The organism is Methylovirgula sp. 4M-Z18 (assembly GCF_037890675.1).
Taxonomy (GTDB): domain Bacteria; phylum Pseudomonadota; class Alphaproteobacteria; order Rhizobiales; family Beijerinckiaceae; genus 4M-Z18.
In genome coordinates this window covers 3200802-3216672 of record NZ_CP149574.1, presented here as the reverse complement: position 1 = coordinate 3216672, position 15871 = coordinate 3200802, and the positions used below count along the sequence as shown (strand labels likewise).

Sequence of the window (15871 nt, the reverse complement as noted above, 5' to 3'; positions counted from 1 at the left end):
TCTCAACCAAGTTGGCGGCCCGGGCTGCGTAGAGATCACGACCGAGCCTGTTTCATCATATCGCTACTTCACCACGACCGTGCCGGTCATATGCGGGTGCAGACCGCAGAAGTAGTTGTAGGTGCCTGGTGTCGTGAAGGTGAAGCTGTAGCTGTCGTCGGTGTCGAGCGCCTTCGACCTGAAGCTTTTGTCGTTCGCGACCACCAGGTGCGGAATGTCGTCATTGTTTTTCCAGACGACGGTCGTTCCCGCTGCAACCGTGAGGGTTTGGGGCGAGAAGGTGAAATTGTCGATCGTTACCGAAGCGCCATCGTCCGCACGCGCCGCTGCAAGGAGCAGTGTCGCAGCCAGAAGCTGCGTTGCGCCGAGGACAAGAAAGAGACGGCGCGACCTCTCGATCCGGCACGCGCAGGCGCGGCCGATGCCTAGTCGTTTCCACATGATTCGCTCCTGATTGCGATGGGCGCCGGCGTTTGCCGCGATGCCGATCAATTGCCGCTGAGCGTCGTGTCGATGATGGCGAGATCGTGCTTGCCGACCGTGTAGGTAACGCTGGTCAGGCCGAGCATGTCGCGCAATTTATCGGCGGGCACGACCATCGGGCCAGGAGACGCCGCCTTGCCGGGTTCCGGCTGCGGGAAGGCGACCGAACGCGCGGTATGAAAGGTCATATTGCCTTCGACCTTCTGTACGATCTGATGAATATGGCCGTTCAGCACCGTGACCGAACCATAGTCTTTCAGCATGTCGAGCACGCGGCCGCCGTCGTCGGTGCCCCAACCCCATTGGGGATAGATGGTCCAGAGCGGAATATGCGCGAAGACCACAATCGGCGTCGACTTGGATATGTTGCGCAAGTCGTCGGCGAGCCAGGCGAGTTGTTCCTCTCCCAGAAGGCCAAGACCACCGGCTTTCAAATTGACGACATTGACGAGGCCGATGAAATGCACGCCGTTTTGATCGAAGGAATACCAGCCCGAACCCTTGGTGTTCTTGCCGTAGCGGTCGAGATAGGCCTTGCCCTGATCGGGGTCGATCATGTCGTGTTCGCCGGGCACATAGAAGGTCTGGAGCTTGGTGCTGCCGATGATCTGCGCGGCATTGTCGAATTCGCTGTCCTTCGACAGATGGGTGATGTCGCCGGTGTGAATCATGAACGCGGGTTTCGCCGGCATGGCGTTGATCTTGTCGATCGCCTCTTTCAGCGTATCGAGCGCATGCGGATTGGCCGCTTTGTCAAAGCCGATATGGCTGTCGCTGATCTGCAGGAAGCTGAAACCCGTCGGCGTTGCCGCCTTGGCCTCTGTCAGCAACATGGACTTCGGCACACCGCCGGCAACGGTCCAGAGCAGGCCGGTGCCGGCCCAAATCATACATTCCAGAGCATGGCGGCGGCTGACGCCGTTGCTGTCCGATTCATCGTGGGGGTGCGACATGAATGTCTCCTCGAGCGATCCGAAGGTGCGGATGCTGGAGAGACTGCGCGCGGCGACGATTTATTCCCGAGGAGGTGAAATTTTTTGGGTCAACATGAACAATTTGTAAGGCGTCCGTTCATCAAACAGCCAGTTTCGCCGTGTTTATATGCGCTTGGCAGATCCACAAAAAAGGAATGGAACGGATGGCTGCGGACCCGCAGGCGGCGCTCGTTGCGCTGAACCGGTTTGGCCTTGGCGCTCGGCCCGGCGATTTGGCGGCGGCGGCAGCCGATCCGCGCGGCTTTCTCGCGCAGGAGATGGCGAAGCCGGACGTGGCGCTCATCGCCCTGACGCCAGATCTCGCGCCGACCAAGACGAATTTGCAAGCGATGTTTGCCGACCAGGAGCAGAAGCGGCTGCAGCGTTTGGCTGCGGCGCAAACGCAACCTCCGCAAGACAATAAGATGGCATCTGCATCTCCGGCGCCGGGCGCGATGCAGCCCCCATCGAATGCGGCGCCCGCCAATTCTGCATCGGCGCAACCCAAGCCGGACACCCCGCCGGCCAATCCCACCACGATGCAGATGCAAGCGGGCGCGGCAGCCATGACGCCGCCCTCGGCGGGCGCCGCGCCCATGATGGCGCCTTCGTCCGATGCCAAGCCGAAGCCGCCCGAACCGCCGATCGAGCAAAAGATCTTCCGGGCCGAGGCGCTGGCGCGGTTCGCGCAACAGATCGCTGCGGACGCCGGTTTTGCCGAGCGGATGGTGGCGTTCTGGTCGAACCATTTTGCGGTGTCGGTGGCTAAGGGCCAGTTCGTGCGCGTTGCGGCCGGCTCGTTCGAGCGCGAGGCGATCCGTCCCTACGTGTTCGGCCGCTTCGCCGATATGCTGAAAGCGGTCGAACAGCATCCCACCATGCTGTTTTATCTCGACAACCAGCAATCGATCGGCCCCAATTCCAAGGCCGGGCAAAGTCAACACAAGGGCCTGAACGAAAATCTCGCCCGCGAGACGATGGAACTGCACACGCTCGGCGTCGGCGGCGGCTATAGTCAGGCCGATGTCACCTCGCTCGCCGCCATGATCACCGGCTGGACATTCGCCGGCCGCGAAGGGCGGATCGGCGAGCCGGGAACCTTCGCCTTCATTCCGAACTGGCACGAGCCGGGACCGAAGATTCTGCTCGGTAAAAGCTACGACCAGGACGGCCTCGCGCAGGGCGAGGCGGCGCTGAGCGATCTTGCGCGCCATCCCTCGACCGCGACCCATATCGCGACCAAGCTCGCGCGCCATTTCGTCGCCGACAATCCGCCGCCCGCTCTGGTCGCGAAGCTCGCCAAGGCGTTTCACGATTCGGATGGCGATCTGAAAATCGTGTCGGCGGCGCTGATCGAGGACGACGGCGCGTGGAAGGCGCCGCTCACCAAGATCCGCAATCCCAGCGATTTCCTGATCGCCGCCGCTCGCGCGCTCGATTACAAGGCGAGCGATCCCAATCCCATCCTTGGCGGCCTCAATGCGCTTGGCATGGGCCTGTGGCAGCCGCCGGGGCCGAACGGCTATCCCGATGTCAGCGAAGCATGGGCCTCGCCCGAGGCGATGAAGGTGCGCCTCGACATTTCCTGGCAAATTGCCCAGCGGGTCAGGGACATGGGCAACCCGCTCTCCGTGCTCGACACGGCCGCCGGCCTCGCAACCTCGCGCGAGACGCGCGAAGCGATCTCCCGCGCCGAGACGCGCCAGCAGGCGCTCGCCATTCTGTTCATGTCACCCGAATTCCAGCGGAGATAGAGATGGCCTTTTTGTGCGAAACCCCTTCGCCGTCGCGCCGTGCCTTGCTGCTCACCGGCGGCGCCATGGTCGCCTGGGCTTACCTGCCGAAATTCGCCCGCGCGGCGGACGGGCGCGATCCGCGCCTTATCGTCATCATCCTGCGCGGCGCGCTCGACGGGCTTTCCGCGCTCGCGCCGGTGGGGGACCCCGATTATGCCCGCCTGCACGGCGACATCGCTCTGTCGCTGACGGGCACCAATGCGGCCTTGCCGCTCGACTCGTTCTTCGCACTCAATCCGTCCATGCCGACCTTCGCCCGGCTCTACAAGGACGGCCAGGCGCTTGCCGTGCATGCGGTGGCAACGAGCTATCGCGAACGCTCGCATTTCGACGGGCAGGATGTGCTGGAGAGCGGCTATCCGGGGCCGGGCCGCGTGGACTCCGGCTGGCTCAACCGGGCGATCGCCAATCTGCCCGCCGGCGACAAGGTGCGGCCGGTGCGCGGCCTCGGCGTCGGCGCCGTCGCGCCGCTGGTGATGCGCGGCCATGCGCCCGTGCTCGGCTGGGCGCCGCAGAACCTGCCGACCGCCGGCGACGATCTCGCCGCGCGCGTGCTCGATCTTTACAAACACCGCGATCCGATGCTGGAACAGGCTCTGCGCGAGGGCCTCGACACCGACAAGATGGCGACCGCCGGCGGCCTCAGCGGCGACATGGCGCGGTCGCGCGGCGCGATGGACCAGCCCGCCGGCATGCGCCAGGCGGCGATGGGCGCGGCGAAATTGATCGTCGAGGACGACGGCCCGCGGGTCGCCGCGCTCGAATTCGACGGTTGGGACACCCATGCCAATGAAGGCGGCGCGACCGGCCAATTGGCCAACCGGCTCTCGGGTCTCGATGGCGCGTTCGACGAGTTTCAAAAGGGTCTTGGCGACAAGTGGAAGGACACGGCCATTGTCGCGATCACCGAATTCGGCCGCACGGCGAGGATCAACGGCACGGTCGGCACCGATCACGGCACCGGGACGGTGGCCTTCCTCGCCGGCGGCGCGGTCAAGGGCGGCCGCATGATCGCCGATTGGCCGGGGCTGAAGGACAACCAACTCTACCAGAACCGCGACCTCGCGCCGACGACGGATTTGCGCGGCGTGCTGAAGGGGCTGCTCGCCGATCAGTTCGGCCTGTCGGCCGCGGTGCTGGGCGACAAGGTGTTTCCGGAGTCGGGCGCGGTGAAACCGATGCAGGGTTTGATCGCGTAGGGCGTCTTCCTTTCACCTTCTGCATGCGCGTGATCGGCTACCATGGCCGCCATAGCGTCATCACCAATCCGCCTGTGAAGATCAACGCGCCGCCGACGAGAATGGACAGATCCGGCTTGACGCCGAACATCGCGAAATTGAGCACTTGGGCGACGACAAAGAACAGCGTTACGTAAACGCCGAGAAGGCGCCCGAAATCCCACGGCGGTGCGTTCACGCAGAGGCCGTAGAGGAACAGCACGGCAGCTCCGGCGAGGAACAGCCCGATCCGCGCCGCGCCCTGATGGCTGTGCAGACCGAGCCTGACAAGCGCGTCGCCGCCCGCCTCGAGGCAGGCGGCAATGAGAAGAAGACCATAGGCAAGGGGTGTTCCCATGTTCGTCCGTTTCATGGCGAAAGAGATAAGTTCAACGAATTGATGCCGTAGGTCATGGAGGCCGGCAATTCGCCGTCCGTCATTACGAACCGCGCTTGCGCGGGTTCGCAACATCTTAAAATGCTCAACTTGGGCAAGCCCAAGTTGAGTGCGAGCGGAGCGAAGCAATCCATCCCCAAATCCGTGTATTTGACATGAGTGATGCGGTTCCGTCGGCGAATTTACCAAGCACATAGGTTGGGAGATGGATTGCTTCGCTTCGCTCGCAATGACGGCAAAGTGATTGTGTCTCAACTCAAAACCGCAACCGCGCCATCATCAGCGTGTCGACATATTCGCCGTTGCGGAACCCGGCCTTCAGGCAGCGGCCTTCGACTTCGAAACCGTGTTTCTTGTAGAGGCGGATCGCCGGTTCGTTGTCGGCGAACACGTCGAGCTCCAACCGCTTTAGCCCGCGCCAATTGTCGGCCACGTCGATCAGCGCGGCAAGCAGCGCGTTGCCGACGCCTCGGCCCACATGCGTGTCTGCAACACCAAGAAAGATCTCGCCGATGTGAGCTGTGCGCGCGGGCGTATAGGCGCGCAGATTTCCCGTGCCGATGAGCTGCTCGTTGATTTCCGCAACGATCCAGGTGAGTTCGGGCCCCGTGTTGTCGAGACGCCTTTTCCAGGACTCGACGCTCTCGAAGGGAATGCGCAACGTTCCGCTGCGGAACCCCGGCAGATTGGCCATCCGCGCAAGTTCCTCCGCGTCGCCGGCGCGAACCGCGCGCAAGGTGAATGACGTCATCACGAAAGCCCCTAATCCAATGTCTCGCGATAGAACCAGATCGCGATGCCGATGACAATCAGGGCGAACAGGCCGATCGGCCATACGTCGGGCCAGATTTCGCTCCAGCCGTTGCCTTTCAGCAGCATGCCGCGCACCATCCGCATGGCGTGCGTGGTCGGCAGAATCTCGCCGATCACCTGCGCCCATTTCGGCATGCCGAGGAAGGGGAACATGAAGCCCGAGAGCAGGAAGCTCGGCATCAGCGTGAATTGCGCGAGTTGTGTCGCCTGCATCTGGTTGTTCGAGATCGTCGAGAAGAATACGCCCAGCGCAAGATTGCCGGCGATGAAGAGGCCGAGCGCGAACAGCAGTAAGGGGATAGAGCCACGGATCGGCAGGTGGAAGAAGACGGTGGAGCAGATGAGGATCATCGCCACTTGCAGATAACCAATCACCATATAGGGCGCGATCTTCGCAATCATGACTTCGAGCGGCCGCACCGGCATGGCGAGCAGATTTTCCATCGTGCCGCGCTCGCGCTCCTTGGTGATCGACAGCGTCGTCACGAAAAGCGTGGAAAAGGTCAGCACGATGCAGATCAGGCCGGGCACGATATTGAGCACCGTGAGCTGCTCTGGATTGTAGCGGGCGTGGACGGTGAATTGAAACGGCGGCTGGGCGGCAACGGTCTGCAGGTTCGGCGGCAGGTCGCGCTGCAAGGCATCGGTCAGATGACCGAGCGCCGCCGTCGCATTGCCGATGGCGGACGGGTCAGTCGCGTCCGCATCGACGAGGATGCTTGGCGATTCACCCCGGTCGACCGCGCGATCGAATCCCGGCGGCATTTGGATCACGAAGAGCAGGGTGCCTTGCGCCAGGGCCTGATTCGCTTCCTCTTCGCTGCGCAGTGGGCGGATGTCGTAATAGCCGGAGTTCTTCATCGCGGCGATGATCGAGCGCTCGTAGGCAGAGTGTTCTGCGACCAGCAGGCCGGCGGGTAGGTGTTTGGGATCGGCGTTGATCGCATAGCCGAACAGAAAGAGCTGCATGATCGGAATGAGGATGATCATGCGCAAAGTCATGGCGTCGCGGCGGACCTGAATCCATTCCTTGCGCAATAGCGCGTTCAGGCGGCGCAGCGAGAAGCCGGTCATGTGCCGTCCCCTTTCACGCTCAGCATGTGGATGAAAACGTCTTCGAGCCGCGGCGGCACCTCTTGCCAGTCGAGTGCCGGTTCGAGCGATTGCAATGCTTTCGTCAATGCGGCCCGGTCGGTGCCGGCGACATGCAGCGCGGGGCCGAACACGGCGGCGGCCTCGACACCAGGCGTGCGGCGCAAAATGCGTGCGGCGGCGTCGACATCGGCGCCGGTTGCCTCGAAGGTGATGAGGCCCGAGTGCTCCGTCACCTCATCGGCCGTGCCTTGCACGACGATGCGGCCGCCGGCAAGATAGACGACGCGTTTGCAGCGCTCGGCTTCGTCCATGTAATGGGTGGAGACGAGCACGGTGAGGCCTTCGCCCGCCATGTCGTGGATGAGATCCCAAAATTCGCGCCGTGCCTTGGCGTCGACGCCGGCGGTGGGCTCGTCGAGCAGCAACAGTTTCGGCTGGTGCAGCACACAGGCGGCAAGCGCGAGGCGCTGTTTCCAGCCGCCCGAGAGGTGTTCCGCCAGTTGATCGCGCCGGTCGGCGAGGCCCATGCGCTCCATGATCTCCGTGACCGCTCGCCGGCTGTTCTTCATCTCGTAGACGCTGGCGACGAAATGGAGATTTTCAGCGACGGTCAGGTCCTCGTAGAAGCTGAATTTCTGCGTCATATAGCCGACATGGCGGCGGATGCTTTGCGCCTCGCGGATGATGTCGAAGCCGATGCAGGTGCCCGAGCCCGCATCCGGCACGAGCAGGCCGCACAACATGCGGATCGTCGTGGTTTTGCCGCTGCCGTTCGCGCCGAGAAAGCCGCAGATCTCGCCTTGCTCGACCTGCAGCGACAGGTCTTCGACCACTTTGCGCGGGCCGAAATCCTTGCGTAGGTTGCGCACGTCGATGACCGGCTCGCCGTTCATGGCTGCGCGCCTGAGCCGAGAGGGCGGACAGTGACGGGCTGGCCGGGATTGAGGCGCAGCGCCGCGCCTTTCTGGGCCCGTGCTTCTAGAAGGACGACGTATTTGGCGTTCTGCGCCTCGGAATAGATCACGGGCGGGGTGTATTCGACCTGCGGCGCAATGAAGGAGATTTGCGCGGTCAGGTCGCGCACGCAATTGTCGCAAACGATCCCGACTTTGTCGCCGAGGTGGAGCTTGGCGAGGTCGGGTTCGGGAACGAAGAAGCGCACGAAGACGTTCTCGGGCGGCAGCAGCGAGACGACGGGGGCGCCGGCACTCACCATTTCTCCGGGCCGCACCATGACATCGGCGATTGTGCCGGCGGCGGGCGCGATGACATGGCGCTGGTCGAGCTTCCAGCGCGCCTGGGCGATCACCGCTTGGGCCGCCTCCACCGCCGCGCCTTGCGCCTTGATATCGCCTTCGCGGCCGTAGGACGAACGCATTTGCGCCAGCGAGGCTTCAAGCCCCTGCACTTTGGCTTCGGCCGAGCGCAGATCGGCTTTTTGATCCTCGACCAATTGGGTCGAAGCGGCGCCGGTTTTCAGGAGATCCTGGTTGCGGGCGAGATTGATGCGCACCTTGTCGCGGGCGGCCTGCGCATCGAGCAGATTGGCCTCGGCGGTCTGGATTTCGGTGTCGCGGGCGGGGGTCTGCAAATTGTGCAACTGATTTTGCGCCTGGCCGTAGAGCCGTGCGGCCTGATCGAGCGCCGCCTTGTCGTTCACGTCATCCTGGTCGAACAGCGGCGCATCCTTAGCCACCACATCGCCGCGCGCCACATGCACCGTCGTCACGAGGCCGGCGAGGGTCGGCCCGACCTTCACATAGTCGCCTTCCGCATAACCCTGCCATTCGGTGCCCAGCGGGCCGCGCTGCGCGGTGTAGACCCACGCCGCGACCACGATCGCCAAAAACACAAGGGGGAGAAAGATGCGCCGCATCAGGGAATTGCTCTGCTAGGGTCAAAACTCGATTATGGATGATGTTCGGCCGCGCCACAGTTTAAATTGACCTTGCTCAAGTCGAACCGGTTAAAAGATACGCAAGCCTGCAAGAGTTTCACAGACCATGGTTAAAATTTAGGCGCGTATCGGTAAAATTAACCAATGGCGGCCTAAACCCGGGTTCCATGTTGAAGTGGGGTGATTGGGTCGATGTCGTATTTTTCTCGTCGTTCTTTTATTGTTCTTGGGCTGGCGGCCTTTTTGGCGGGATGCGGGGACGATTCGGAGCAGCGCAAGGCGTTGATCGATGCGCTCCAGAGCGGGACTTTGGACAAGGCGGGCGCCAATCTGCCCGATCTGAATGCCGACCAGATCAAGGCGCTGGGGCCCTATGCCGAAGATCTCGCGGTGCTGGTCGCGTTCAAGCAGGGGTTCGATGGGCTGCAGGCGAAGGCGATGGACCAATTCCGCGTCTCCGCGCCGTATTTTCGCTCCATCGCGACGCTCGTCCAGCATAAGGACGATTTGACCGCCGCGAGCGCCGCGCTGACCGGCCTCAATCAGGATCTGACCGGGCTCGTGCATGCGACCGACGTCAAACACGCCAGTCTGAAAATGCCGGATGATGTGCGGGAGGTTTTCGATAAAGCCTATGCGCGCGTCGTGACCGCGCCGGGCGATGCCCTATCGGATGTGATCGCGCAAATGTCGGCGCGCACCGCCTCGTCGCTGCAAATGATCGCCTTTATCGAGCAAAACAAGGGGTCGTTCGAAATTGCCGGCGATGCGCCGGTGACGACCGATCCGGCGCTGGAGCCGGATGTGAATGGCCTCATTCAAAAGGTGAACGAGACGAATGCCAAGCTGCTGCCGCTGGTGCAGAAATTCCAAACTGTCGTCCGCGGTTAAAGTCTACTTCCACGGTTCAAAGTCTACTGAAGACGAGCGGGAACGCCACCAGGATGAAGCCGATCAGCAAGGCGGCAGACACATGGAGTTGCCGCTTCGCCAGATAGGCGACATCGAGCGCCGGTTCGCTCGCCGAAAGATCCTTCCCAAAAAAGTCCTTGATCGACATGTTCATCCCCGTCCGTAAAAGACAGGATGACCATGGGATAAAGCCCGCGCGCCCGCTGTGCGCTAGCGCACGCGGCGTGCGGCGGACCGCTTAAACCAGCGCCCCCTGCCTCGGCCTCATGTGACATCAACGATTGTCATCCCGGGTCACGCCCGGGATGACAGTGCGGCCTTCTTGTAGGTCAGAGCTTACGACTGCTGGGATTATTTCCCATGTTGATCGTTTTGATCAGAGCTTTTTGATTGCCCTTCGGGCCTCCGGCCAATATGGTCCCGTCCGCCTTTTGACAGGCGAAATGACCTTTTGGAGCAAATCATGGCCTTTCTTGCCGACGCCCTTTCCCGTGTGAAGCCTTCTGCGACCATTGCCGTCACCCAGAAAGCCCGCGACCTGAAAGCGCAAGGGCGCGAAGTGATCTCGCTCTCGGTCGGCGAGCCGGATTTCGACACGCCGGACAATGTCAAGAAGGCGGCGATCGACGCGATCATGCGCGGCGAGACGAAATATACGCCGGTCTCCGGCATCGCGCCGCTGCGCGAGGCAATCGCCAAGAAGTTCAAGCGCGAGAACGGCCTCGACTACAAGCCGTCCCAGACGATCGTCGGGACCGGCGGCAAGCAGATCCTGTTCAACGCCTTCATGGCGACGGTCAACCCCGGCGACGAGGTGATCATTCCGGCGCCCTATTGGGTGAGCTATCCGGAGATGGTGGCGCTGTGCGGCGGCACGCCGGTCTTTGTCAATTGCACGATCGCGCATAATTTCAAGCTGCAGGCGGCGGATCTCGACCGCGCGATCACGCCGAAGACCAAGTGGCTCGTGCTCAATTCGCCGTCGAACCCGACCGGCGCGGCCTATACCCACGCCGAGCTGAAGGCCATTACCGACGTGCTGGTGAAGCATCCGCATGTCTGGGTGCTGACCGACGACATGTACGAGCACCTGACCTACGGCGATTTCGTCTTCGCTACCCCGGCCCAGGTCGAACCGTCGCTCTACGAGCGCACGCTCACCATGAACGGCGTGTCGAAAGCCTATGCCATGACCGGCTGGCGCATCGGCTATGCCGCGGGTCCCGAAAAGCTGATCAAGGCCATGGACATGATCCAGGGCCAGCAGACCTCGGGCGCCTGCTCGATCGCGCAATGGGCGGCGGTCGAGGCGCTGAATGGGCCGCAGGATTACGTCCACACCAGCAAGAAGGCCTTCGAGGAGCGTCGCGACCTCGTCGTCTCGATGCTCAACCAGGCGAAATACCTCAAGTGCCCGAAGCCGGAAGGCGCGTTCTACGTCTATCCCGACTGCTCGGAAGCCATCGGCAAGACGGCGCCGAATGGCACGGTGATCAAAACCGACGAGGATTTCGTCTCAGCGCTGCTCGATGTCGAGGGTGTTGCAGCGGTGCACGGCTCGGCCTTCGGCCTCGGCCCGAACTTCCGTATTTCCTACGCGACGTCGAACAAGCTGCTCGAAGAGGCGTGCAAGAAGATCCAGAAATTCTGCGCCGAATTGCGGTGAGACGCGCGCGACCGTTGTCGACATAGCGCAAATGAATCGGCGCACCCCTTCTCCCAGAGGGAGAAGGTGGCCGACGAAGTCGGTCGGATGAGGGGACACCCTCGCGAGATTGGCTACGGCAAGAGTTGCGCCAGCGATGATTCCGAGTCCCCTCATCCGTTTTGCTTCGCAAGCCACCTTCTCCCGATGGGAGAAGGGGTGAGCTCAGTCGTTGCGCGAACCTTCGCGGTAGCGGCGCGGATTCTCCGGATCGCTTACATAGATACGCTCGGTCTCGGAGAGGAGGGCTGACAAGGCCTCCGCGTCGAGATCCACGAACGCGACAAAGCTGAAATTATTGCGGCCGGATCGCGTTTCTCCGAGCCTCCCCGCATAGGCACCGACGATCGGCGAACCGTCGATCGTGATGGAAAAATAAGCGCTGATGTAGTTCTTCTGCAAAGCGATGCCGATCACAGGCCAGTCGGTCGATTTGCCGGATTTGATCGCATAGCGAAACCGGCCGTAGCCGATCATGTTCATGCGCATGCCGGCTTCGCCGGCCGGCGTGCCTTGGTGAAAGTAGCGCTTGAGTTGCGGCGCCGCCTTCTTGATGAGCGCGTCGAACTGCAGCAGGTCGGATTTCCGCGCGGGATCGAAGTCGAGATAGGTTTCCAGACTGTCGGCCGTCACGCGGAACATCGCATCCGCCTCCCGCTACGCAGCCGCGCGCGCCTCGGCGATCCGTTGCGGTGCATTGGGCCGTGCGTACATGCGTTCCAGATAGGCGCGCAGTTGCGGAAAGTTGTCGATCAGGCGGAACTCGTTGGCCCAATCGATGAGCCAGGCCGTCACGCAATCGGCTACCGTGATCTTGTCGCCGACGATGAATTGGCGCCCTTCCAGATGCTTGTCCAGGATCGCCGCCATGTCGGCAAATTCCTCGCGTGCCAAAGCCATGTCGGCTGGGAGCCGCTTGTCTTCCGGGTAGAGGAAGCTGTGCCTGGTTATCCGCCAGAGTGGCTGTTCCAATTCAGTGACCGCAAACATGATCCAGCGATAGGCTTGCCCGCGTTCCTCGAGGTCGGTGGGCAATAGGCCTTTGTCCGGATATTTGTCAGCCAGATAGAGAACGATTGCCGCCGATTCGGGAATGATGCGATCGCCGTCAATCAGAACGGGGACCTTTCCGGCCGGATTGATACTCAAGAAATCGGGCAGTTTGTGCTCGCCCTTCAGCAGGTTGACGGGGATAAATTCGAAATCCAGATCGAGTTCCTTGAGGCCCCAAAGCGCGCGTAGCGTACGGGTCGCGGCGAATCCGTAAAGTTTCATCGTTGATCTCCCAAGATCGAGAAAATGTTCCGCGAACGGGCGGCGGTTGCGGCAAGTGCCGTGCCGCCCGCATTCTGATGCGGACTAAGCGCCGGGGATCGGCAACACCGGCATCACCTCAATCGTTTCGCCGGGGAAAATCGTGTAGTGCGGGTGGCCGTCGAATAATTGTGCCGCCTCTTCATGCGACGCGGCGCGCACGACGGTGAAGGCCGTCATCGCATTGGCGATGTCCTGAATGCCATGGTCGCCGATGGCTTTGGTCTTGCCGAGCGGCCCACCCATTTCGACGATCCGCGATTGGTGCTTCTCGACCCAGGCTTTCCACGCCGCCATGCCTGCCTGCATTTTCGCCTGCTGCTCTTGTTCGGGAAGCGCGTCCCACGCCCGTCTGCGTGCGCCAGTTTTGTCGCCGAGGAAAACGGCCAGGAACAAGTTCTGCGTGCTCATGAATCCTCCTGTCATAAGCGAGGCAAAGGGGATTTGCCTCCTTGACAATTTAGGTTGATATCAACATAATTACGTCATGTCAACCGCTGAGTCGCTTCCTTTTGAAACAACCTTGATGGTGCGCGATTGCTGCTTGTGTCTGCACATGCAGCGGGCGGCGCGGAGTCTCGCACGCATCTTCGATGAAGTTTTGCGCCCGCTGGATCTGACGAATGGGCAATTTTCGCTGCTCATGTCGCTCAATCGGCCGCAGCCGGCGGCGATGAAGGATGTGTCGTCGCTGCTCGCCATGGATCGCACCACGCTGACGGCAGCGCTCAAACCGCTGGAGCGGCGCGGTCTCGTCAAAATCGCCCAGGATCTGAGTGACAAGCGCAGCCGCCGGCTCAGCCTGACGCCCGCCGGGCATCGCCTGCTCGCCAAGGCCTTCCCCATATGGCAGCGCACGCATGAGGAGATCGAGAAGCCGTTTGCGCCAGGCGATGTAGATAAGCTGCGCGCACAATTGCGGGCGCTGTCTTGATGCGCGCCGATTGGGCAAAGCAGGGAGGCGTCTCAAACAATTTTTCGTGTGTATAAGCGGCGTGATCGTGTGTGCATCGGCGCGCGGGGCCTATTGCCGAAAATCCGAGCTTTCCGCCACTCGATGCCCGCCCGCATCTTTCCCTTGCGCTTTTCCTCCGAGGCTGAGACGATTATGACCAAAATATAACTGGGCGCTCCGGCGGGGCCGGTCCCATTGGTGCCCCGGTACAACCTTGGGAGAGCGCCATGAACGAAACGGCTAAAACACCCCTAGGCAGAGCGGCGGGGCCGCGATTGATCGCGATCGTCGGCCCCTATCAGAGCGGTAAGACCACCCTGCTCGAAAGCTTGCTGGCGCGGGGCGGTGCCCTGCAGCGGCAGGGAAAAGTTTCGGACGGCACGAGCCTGGGCGATGCGACGCCCGAAGCGCGCGCCCATCAGATGAGTGTCGAGCCCAATATCGCTTGCGTCGATTACATGGGCGACCGCTATACATTCGTCGATTGTCCCGGCTCGATCGAATTCCTGAACGACATGCGCGCGACTCTCGCAGCGTGCGATCTGGCGATCGTCGTGTGCGAACTCGACGAGAAGAAAGTGCCTCTGCTGCAGGTGATCTTGCGCGAGTTGGAAGAGCAGAACATTCCGCGCCTCCTGTTCCTCAACAAAATCGATCTGGCAACGTCGAGCATTCGCGAGTCGCTGAAACTTCTGCAGCCGGCCTCGCGCGCGCCTCTGCTGCTGCGGCAAATTCCGATCTGGCAGAACGGCATTTCGACCGGCTTCATCGATCTCGCTTTGGAGCGTGCCTTCATCTATCGCGAGCATGCGCCCTCGACCGTCGTCGACTTACCGGAAGGCGAATTGCCGCGCGAGAAGGAAGCGCGCTATTCGATGTTGGAGCGTCTCGCCGATTATGATGACACGCTGATGGAGGAATTGATTTCCGACATCGAGCCGCCGCGTGATCAGGTCTTCGACGATCTCACCAAGGATGTGCGCGGCGGACAGATCGTGCCGATCCTGATGGGTGCCGCGGAGCGCGGCAATGGCGTCACGCGGCTCTTGAAAGCGCTGCGGCATGAAAGCCCGGGCGTCGCCGAGACGCGCGAGCGTTTGAACCTTGCGGCAGAAGGTCCGCCGCTCGCTCATGTGTTGCGCACGATGCATACGGCACATGGCGGCAAGTTGTCGTTTGCGCGCGTGCTGCGCGGTTCCTTTGCCGATGGTGCCAGCGTTCTGAACTCGCACGGCGAGGAGGACCGCATTTCGGGCCTGTCGCGGCTCACCGGCGGTTCGCTCGCGAAAGTCGGCAGCGCCGAAGAGGGCGATACGCTTGCCTTCGGCCGGCTCGAACACGCGTTGACGGGACAGACCTTCACGGAGGCGAAGACCAACGCGGAGGCCCCCGAGCCGCTTGCCATGCAGCCCACGCCCGAACCCATCCACGGCTTCGCGCTGGTGGTCAAGGATCGCAAGGACGAGGTGCGCGTCGCCGCCGCCCTTGGCAAATTGATCGAGGAGGATCCTGCGCTGGTCTTCCAGCAGGATGCTGAGGCGAGCGAGTTGCGCCTGCTCGGTCAAGGCGAAATGCATTTGCGCGTGGCGCTGGAGCGGTTGAGCGCGCGCTACAATGTCAATGTCGGCGCGAGGAAGCGCTCGATGTCCTACCGGGAGACGATCCGCGATGCGGTCTCGACCCGCGGCCGGCACAAGAAGCAATCCGGCGGCCACGGCCAATATGGCGATGTGCTGATCGACGTGCGGCCGCAGGCACGCGGCGAAGGCTTTGCCTTTTCCGAGACGGTGCACGGCGGTACGGTGCCGAAACAATATTTTGCGTCCGTCGAGATTGGCTGCCGCGACGGCATGGCACGCGGGCCTTTGGGTTTTCCGGTGGTGGATGTGGCCGTGACGCTCACGGACGGCTCGTATCACACGGTCGATTCCTCCGACATGGCATTCCGCGCCGCGGCAAAGCTCGCCGTGACGGAAGCGCTGGCGAAAGCGCGGCCCGTGCTGCTCGAGCCGATTCTGTCGGTCGACGTGCACGTGCCCACGGACGCGCTGTCGCGGGCGACGGGCATGGTGTCGGCGCGGCGCGGCCAGATTCTGGGCTATGATCCGCGTGAGGGCTGGCCGGGATGGGACACGTTGAAGGCGCTGATCCCCGAAGCGGAAATCGGCGACCTGATCCTAGAACTGCGCTCCGCGACCGCGGGCGTCGGCACCTATGCCGCGAAGTTCAACCATATGGCCGAGCTTTCCGGCAAACCGGCCGAGCATGTGGTGGCGCAGCGCGCGCACGAGCGAGCAGGGTAGGGGAGCCGAT

Annotated in this window: 17 protein-coding genes; 6 read left to right on the top strand and 11 right to left on the bottom strand. The window is 62.3% G+C overall.

Features of this window, described 5'->3' with window-relative positions:
• Positions 1-63 precede the first annotated feature (63 nt).
• Both V9T28_RS14915 and V9T28_RS14910 read right to left on the bottom strand, forming a co-directional pair.
• The gene (locus tag V9T28_RS14915) at positions 64-441 is read right to left on the bottom strand and encodes a cupredoxin domain-containing protein (protein WP_116399890.1); all 378 of its coding nucleotides are present in this window, start codon (positions 439-441) and stop codon (positions 64-66) included.
• Positions 442-488: 47 nt separating this feature from the next.
• Positions 489-1436 carry a metallophosphoesterase family protein gene (locus V9T28_RS14910; protein WP_116399695.1) on the bottom strand — a complete coding sequence of 316 codons (948 nt, stop codon included), beginning with the start codon at positions 1434-1436 and terminating at the stop codon, positions 489-491.
• 185 nt (positions 1437-1621) lie between these two features.
• Here V9T28_RS14910 and V9T28_RS14905 point away from each other — a divergent pair, with 185 nt between their 5' ends.
• Both V9T28_RS14905 and V9T28_RS14900 read left to right on the top strand, forming a co-directional pair.
• The gene (locus V9T28_RS14905) at positions 1622-3211 is read left to right on the top strand and encodes a DUF1800 domain-containing protein (protein ID WP_116399694.1); all 1590 of its coding nucleotides are present in this window, start codon (positions 1622-1624) and stop codon (positions 3209-3211) included.
• 2 nt (positions 3212-3213) lie between these two features.
• Positions 3214-4452 carry a DUF1501 domain-containing protein gene (locus tag V9T28_RS14900; protein ID WP_116399693.1) on the top strand — a complete coding sequence of 413 codons (1239 nt, stop codon included), beginning with the start codon at positions 3214-3216 and terminating at the stop codon, positions 4450-4452.
• Positions 4453-4489: 37 nt separating this feature from the next.
• Here the strand turns inward: V9T28_RS14900 and V9T28_RS14895 are convergent, their stop codons facing one another.
• The 5 genes from V9T28_RS14895 to V9T28_RS14875 all read right to left on the bottom strand — a co-directional run bounded on the left by V9T28_RS14895 (position 4490) and on the right by V9T28_RS14875 (position 8651).
• On the bottom strand, positions 4490-4828 hold the full coding sequence (locus tag V9T28_RS14895; RefSeq protein WP_116399692.1) for a hypothetical protein: 339 nt from the start codon (positions 4826-4828) through the stop codon (positions 4490-4492).
• A 295-nt stretch (positions 4829-5123) separates the two neighbouring features.
• Entirely contained in the window at positions 5124-5618 is a 495-nt protein-coding gene (locus V9T28_RS14890) for a GNAT family N-acetyltransferase (RefSeq protein ID WP_116399691.1), read from the bottom strand.
• An 11-nt stretch (positions 5619-5629) separates the two neighbouring features.
• A complete protein-coding gene (locus tag V9T28_RS14885) occupies positions 5630-6754 on the bottom strand; it encodes an ABC transporter permease (RefSeq protein ID WP_116399690.1) in 1125 nt (374 codons plus the stop codon).
• Positions 6751-7668: an ABC transporter ATP-binding protein gene (locus tag V9T28_RS14880; RefSeq protein ID WP_116399689.1), complete on the bottom strand. Its 918-nt coding sequence runs from the start codon at positions 7666-7668 to the stop codon at positions 6751-6753. The genes V9T28_RS14885 and V9T28_RS14880 overlap by 4 nt, the downstream gene beginning before the upstream one ends.
• Positions 7665-8651, bottom strand: coding sequence for an HlyD family secretion protein (locus tag V9T28_RS14875; protein WP_116399688.1), 987 nt, complete (start codon positions 8649-8651; stop codon positions 7665-7667). Before V9T28_RS14875 ends, V9T28_RS14880 begins: the two co-directional genes overlap by 4 nt.
• A 264-nt stretch (positions 8652-8915) precedes the next feature.
• Here V9T28_RS14875 and V9T28_RS14870 point away from each other — a divergent pair, with 264 nt between their 5' ends.
• Positions 8916-9563: a DUF3053 family protein gene (locus V9T28_RS14870; RefSeq protein ID WP_339071770.1), complete on the top strand. Its 648-nt coding sequence runs from the start codon at positions 8916-8918 to the stop codon at positions 9561-9563.
• 16 nt (positions 9564-9579) lie between these two features.
• On the opposite strand, the gene V9T28_RS14865 is transcribed toward V9T28_RS14870, so the two are convergent.
• On the bottom strand, positions 9580-9732 hold the full coding sequence (locus V9T28_RS14865) for a hypothetical protein (protein ID WP_158554735.1): 153 nt from the start codon (positions 9730-9732) through the stop codon (positions 9580-9582).
• Positions 9733-10047: 315 nt separating this feature from the next.
• Here V9T28_RS14865 and V9T28_RS14860 point away from each other — a divergent pair, with 315 nt between their 5' ends.
• Positions 10048-11250 (top strand): pyridoxal phosphate-dependent aminotransferase, encoded by a 1203-nt coding sequence (locus V9T28_RS14860; protein ID WP_116399686.1) that lies wholly within the window; start codon positions 10048-10050, stop codon positions 11248-11250.
• Positions 11251-11454: 204 nt separating this feature from the next.
• On the opposite strand, the gene V9T28_RS14855 is transcribed toward V9T28_RS14860, so the two are convergent.
• The 3 genes from V9T28_RS14855 to V9T28_RS14845 form a co-directional block, all read right to left on the bottom strand.
• The gene (locus V9T28_RS14855; RefSeq protein ID WP_116399685.1) at positions 11455-11931 is read right to left on the bottom strand and encodes a hypothetical protein; all 477 of its coding nucleotides are present in this window, start codon (positions 11929-11931) and stop codon (positions 11455-11457) included.
• 15 nt (positions 11932-11946) lie between these two features.
• Positions 11947-12564: a glutathione S-transferase family protein gene (locus V9T28_RS14850; RefSeq protein WP_116399684.1), complete on the bottom strand. Its 618-nt coding sequence runs from the start codon at positions 12562-12564 to the stop codon at positions 11947-11949.
• Positions 12565-12648: 84 nt separating this feature from the next.
• On the bottom strand, positions 12649-13014 hold the full coding sequence (locus V9T28_RS14845) for a hypothetical protein (RefSeq protein WP_116399683.1): 366 nt from the start codon (positions 13012-13014) through the stop codon (positions 12649-12651).
• Between the two features lie 76 nt (positions 13015-13090).
• Here V9T28_RS14845 and V9T28_RS14840 point away from each other — a divergent pair, with 76 nt between their 5' ends.
• Both V9T28_RS14840 and V9T28_RS14835 read left to right on the top strand, forming a co-directional pair.
• Positions 13091-13537: a MarR family winged helix-turn-helix transcriptional regulator gene (locus V9T28_RS14840; protein ID WP_116399682.1), complete on the top strand. Its 447-nt coding sequence runs from the start codon at positions 13091-13093 to the stop codon at positions 13535-13537.
• Positions 13538-13785: 248 nt separating this feature from the next.
• The gene (locus V9T28_RS14835; protein WP_116399681.1) at positions 13786-15861 is read left to right on the top strand and encodes an elongation factor G; all 2076 of its coding nucleotides are present in this window, start codon (positions 13786-13788) and stop codon (positions 15859-15861) included.
• Positions 15862-15871 lie beyond the last annotated feature (10 nt).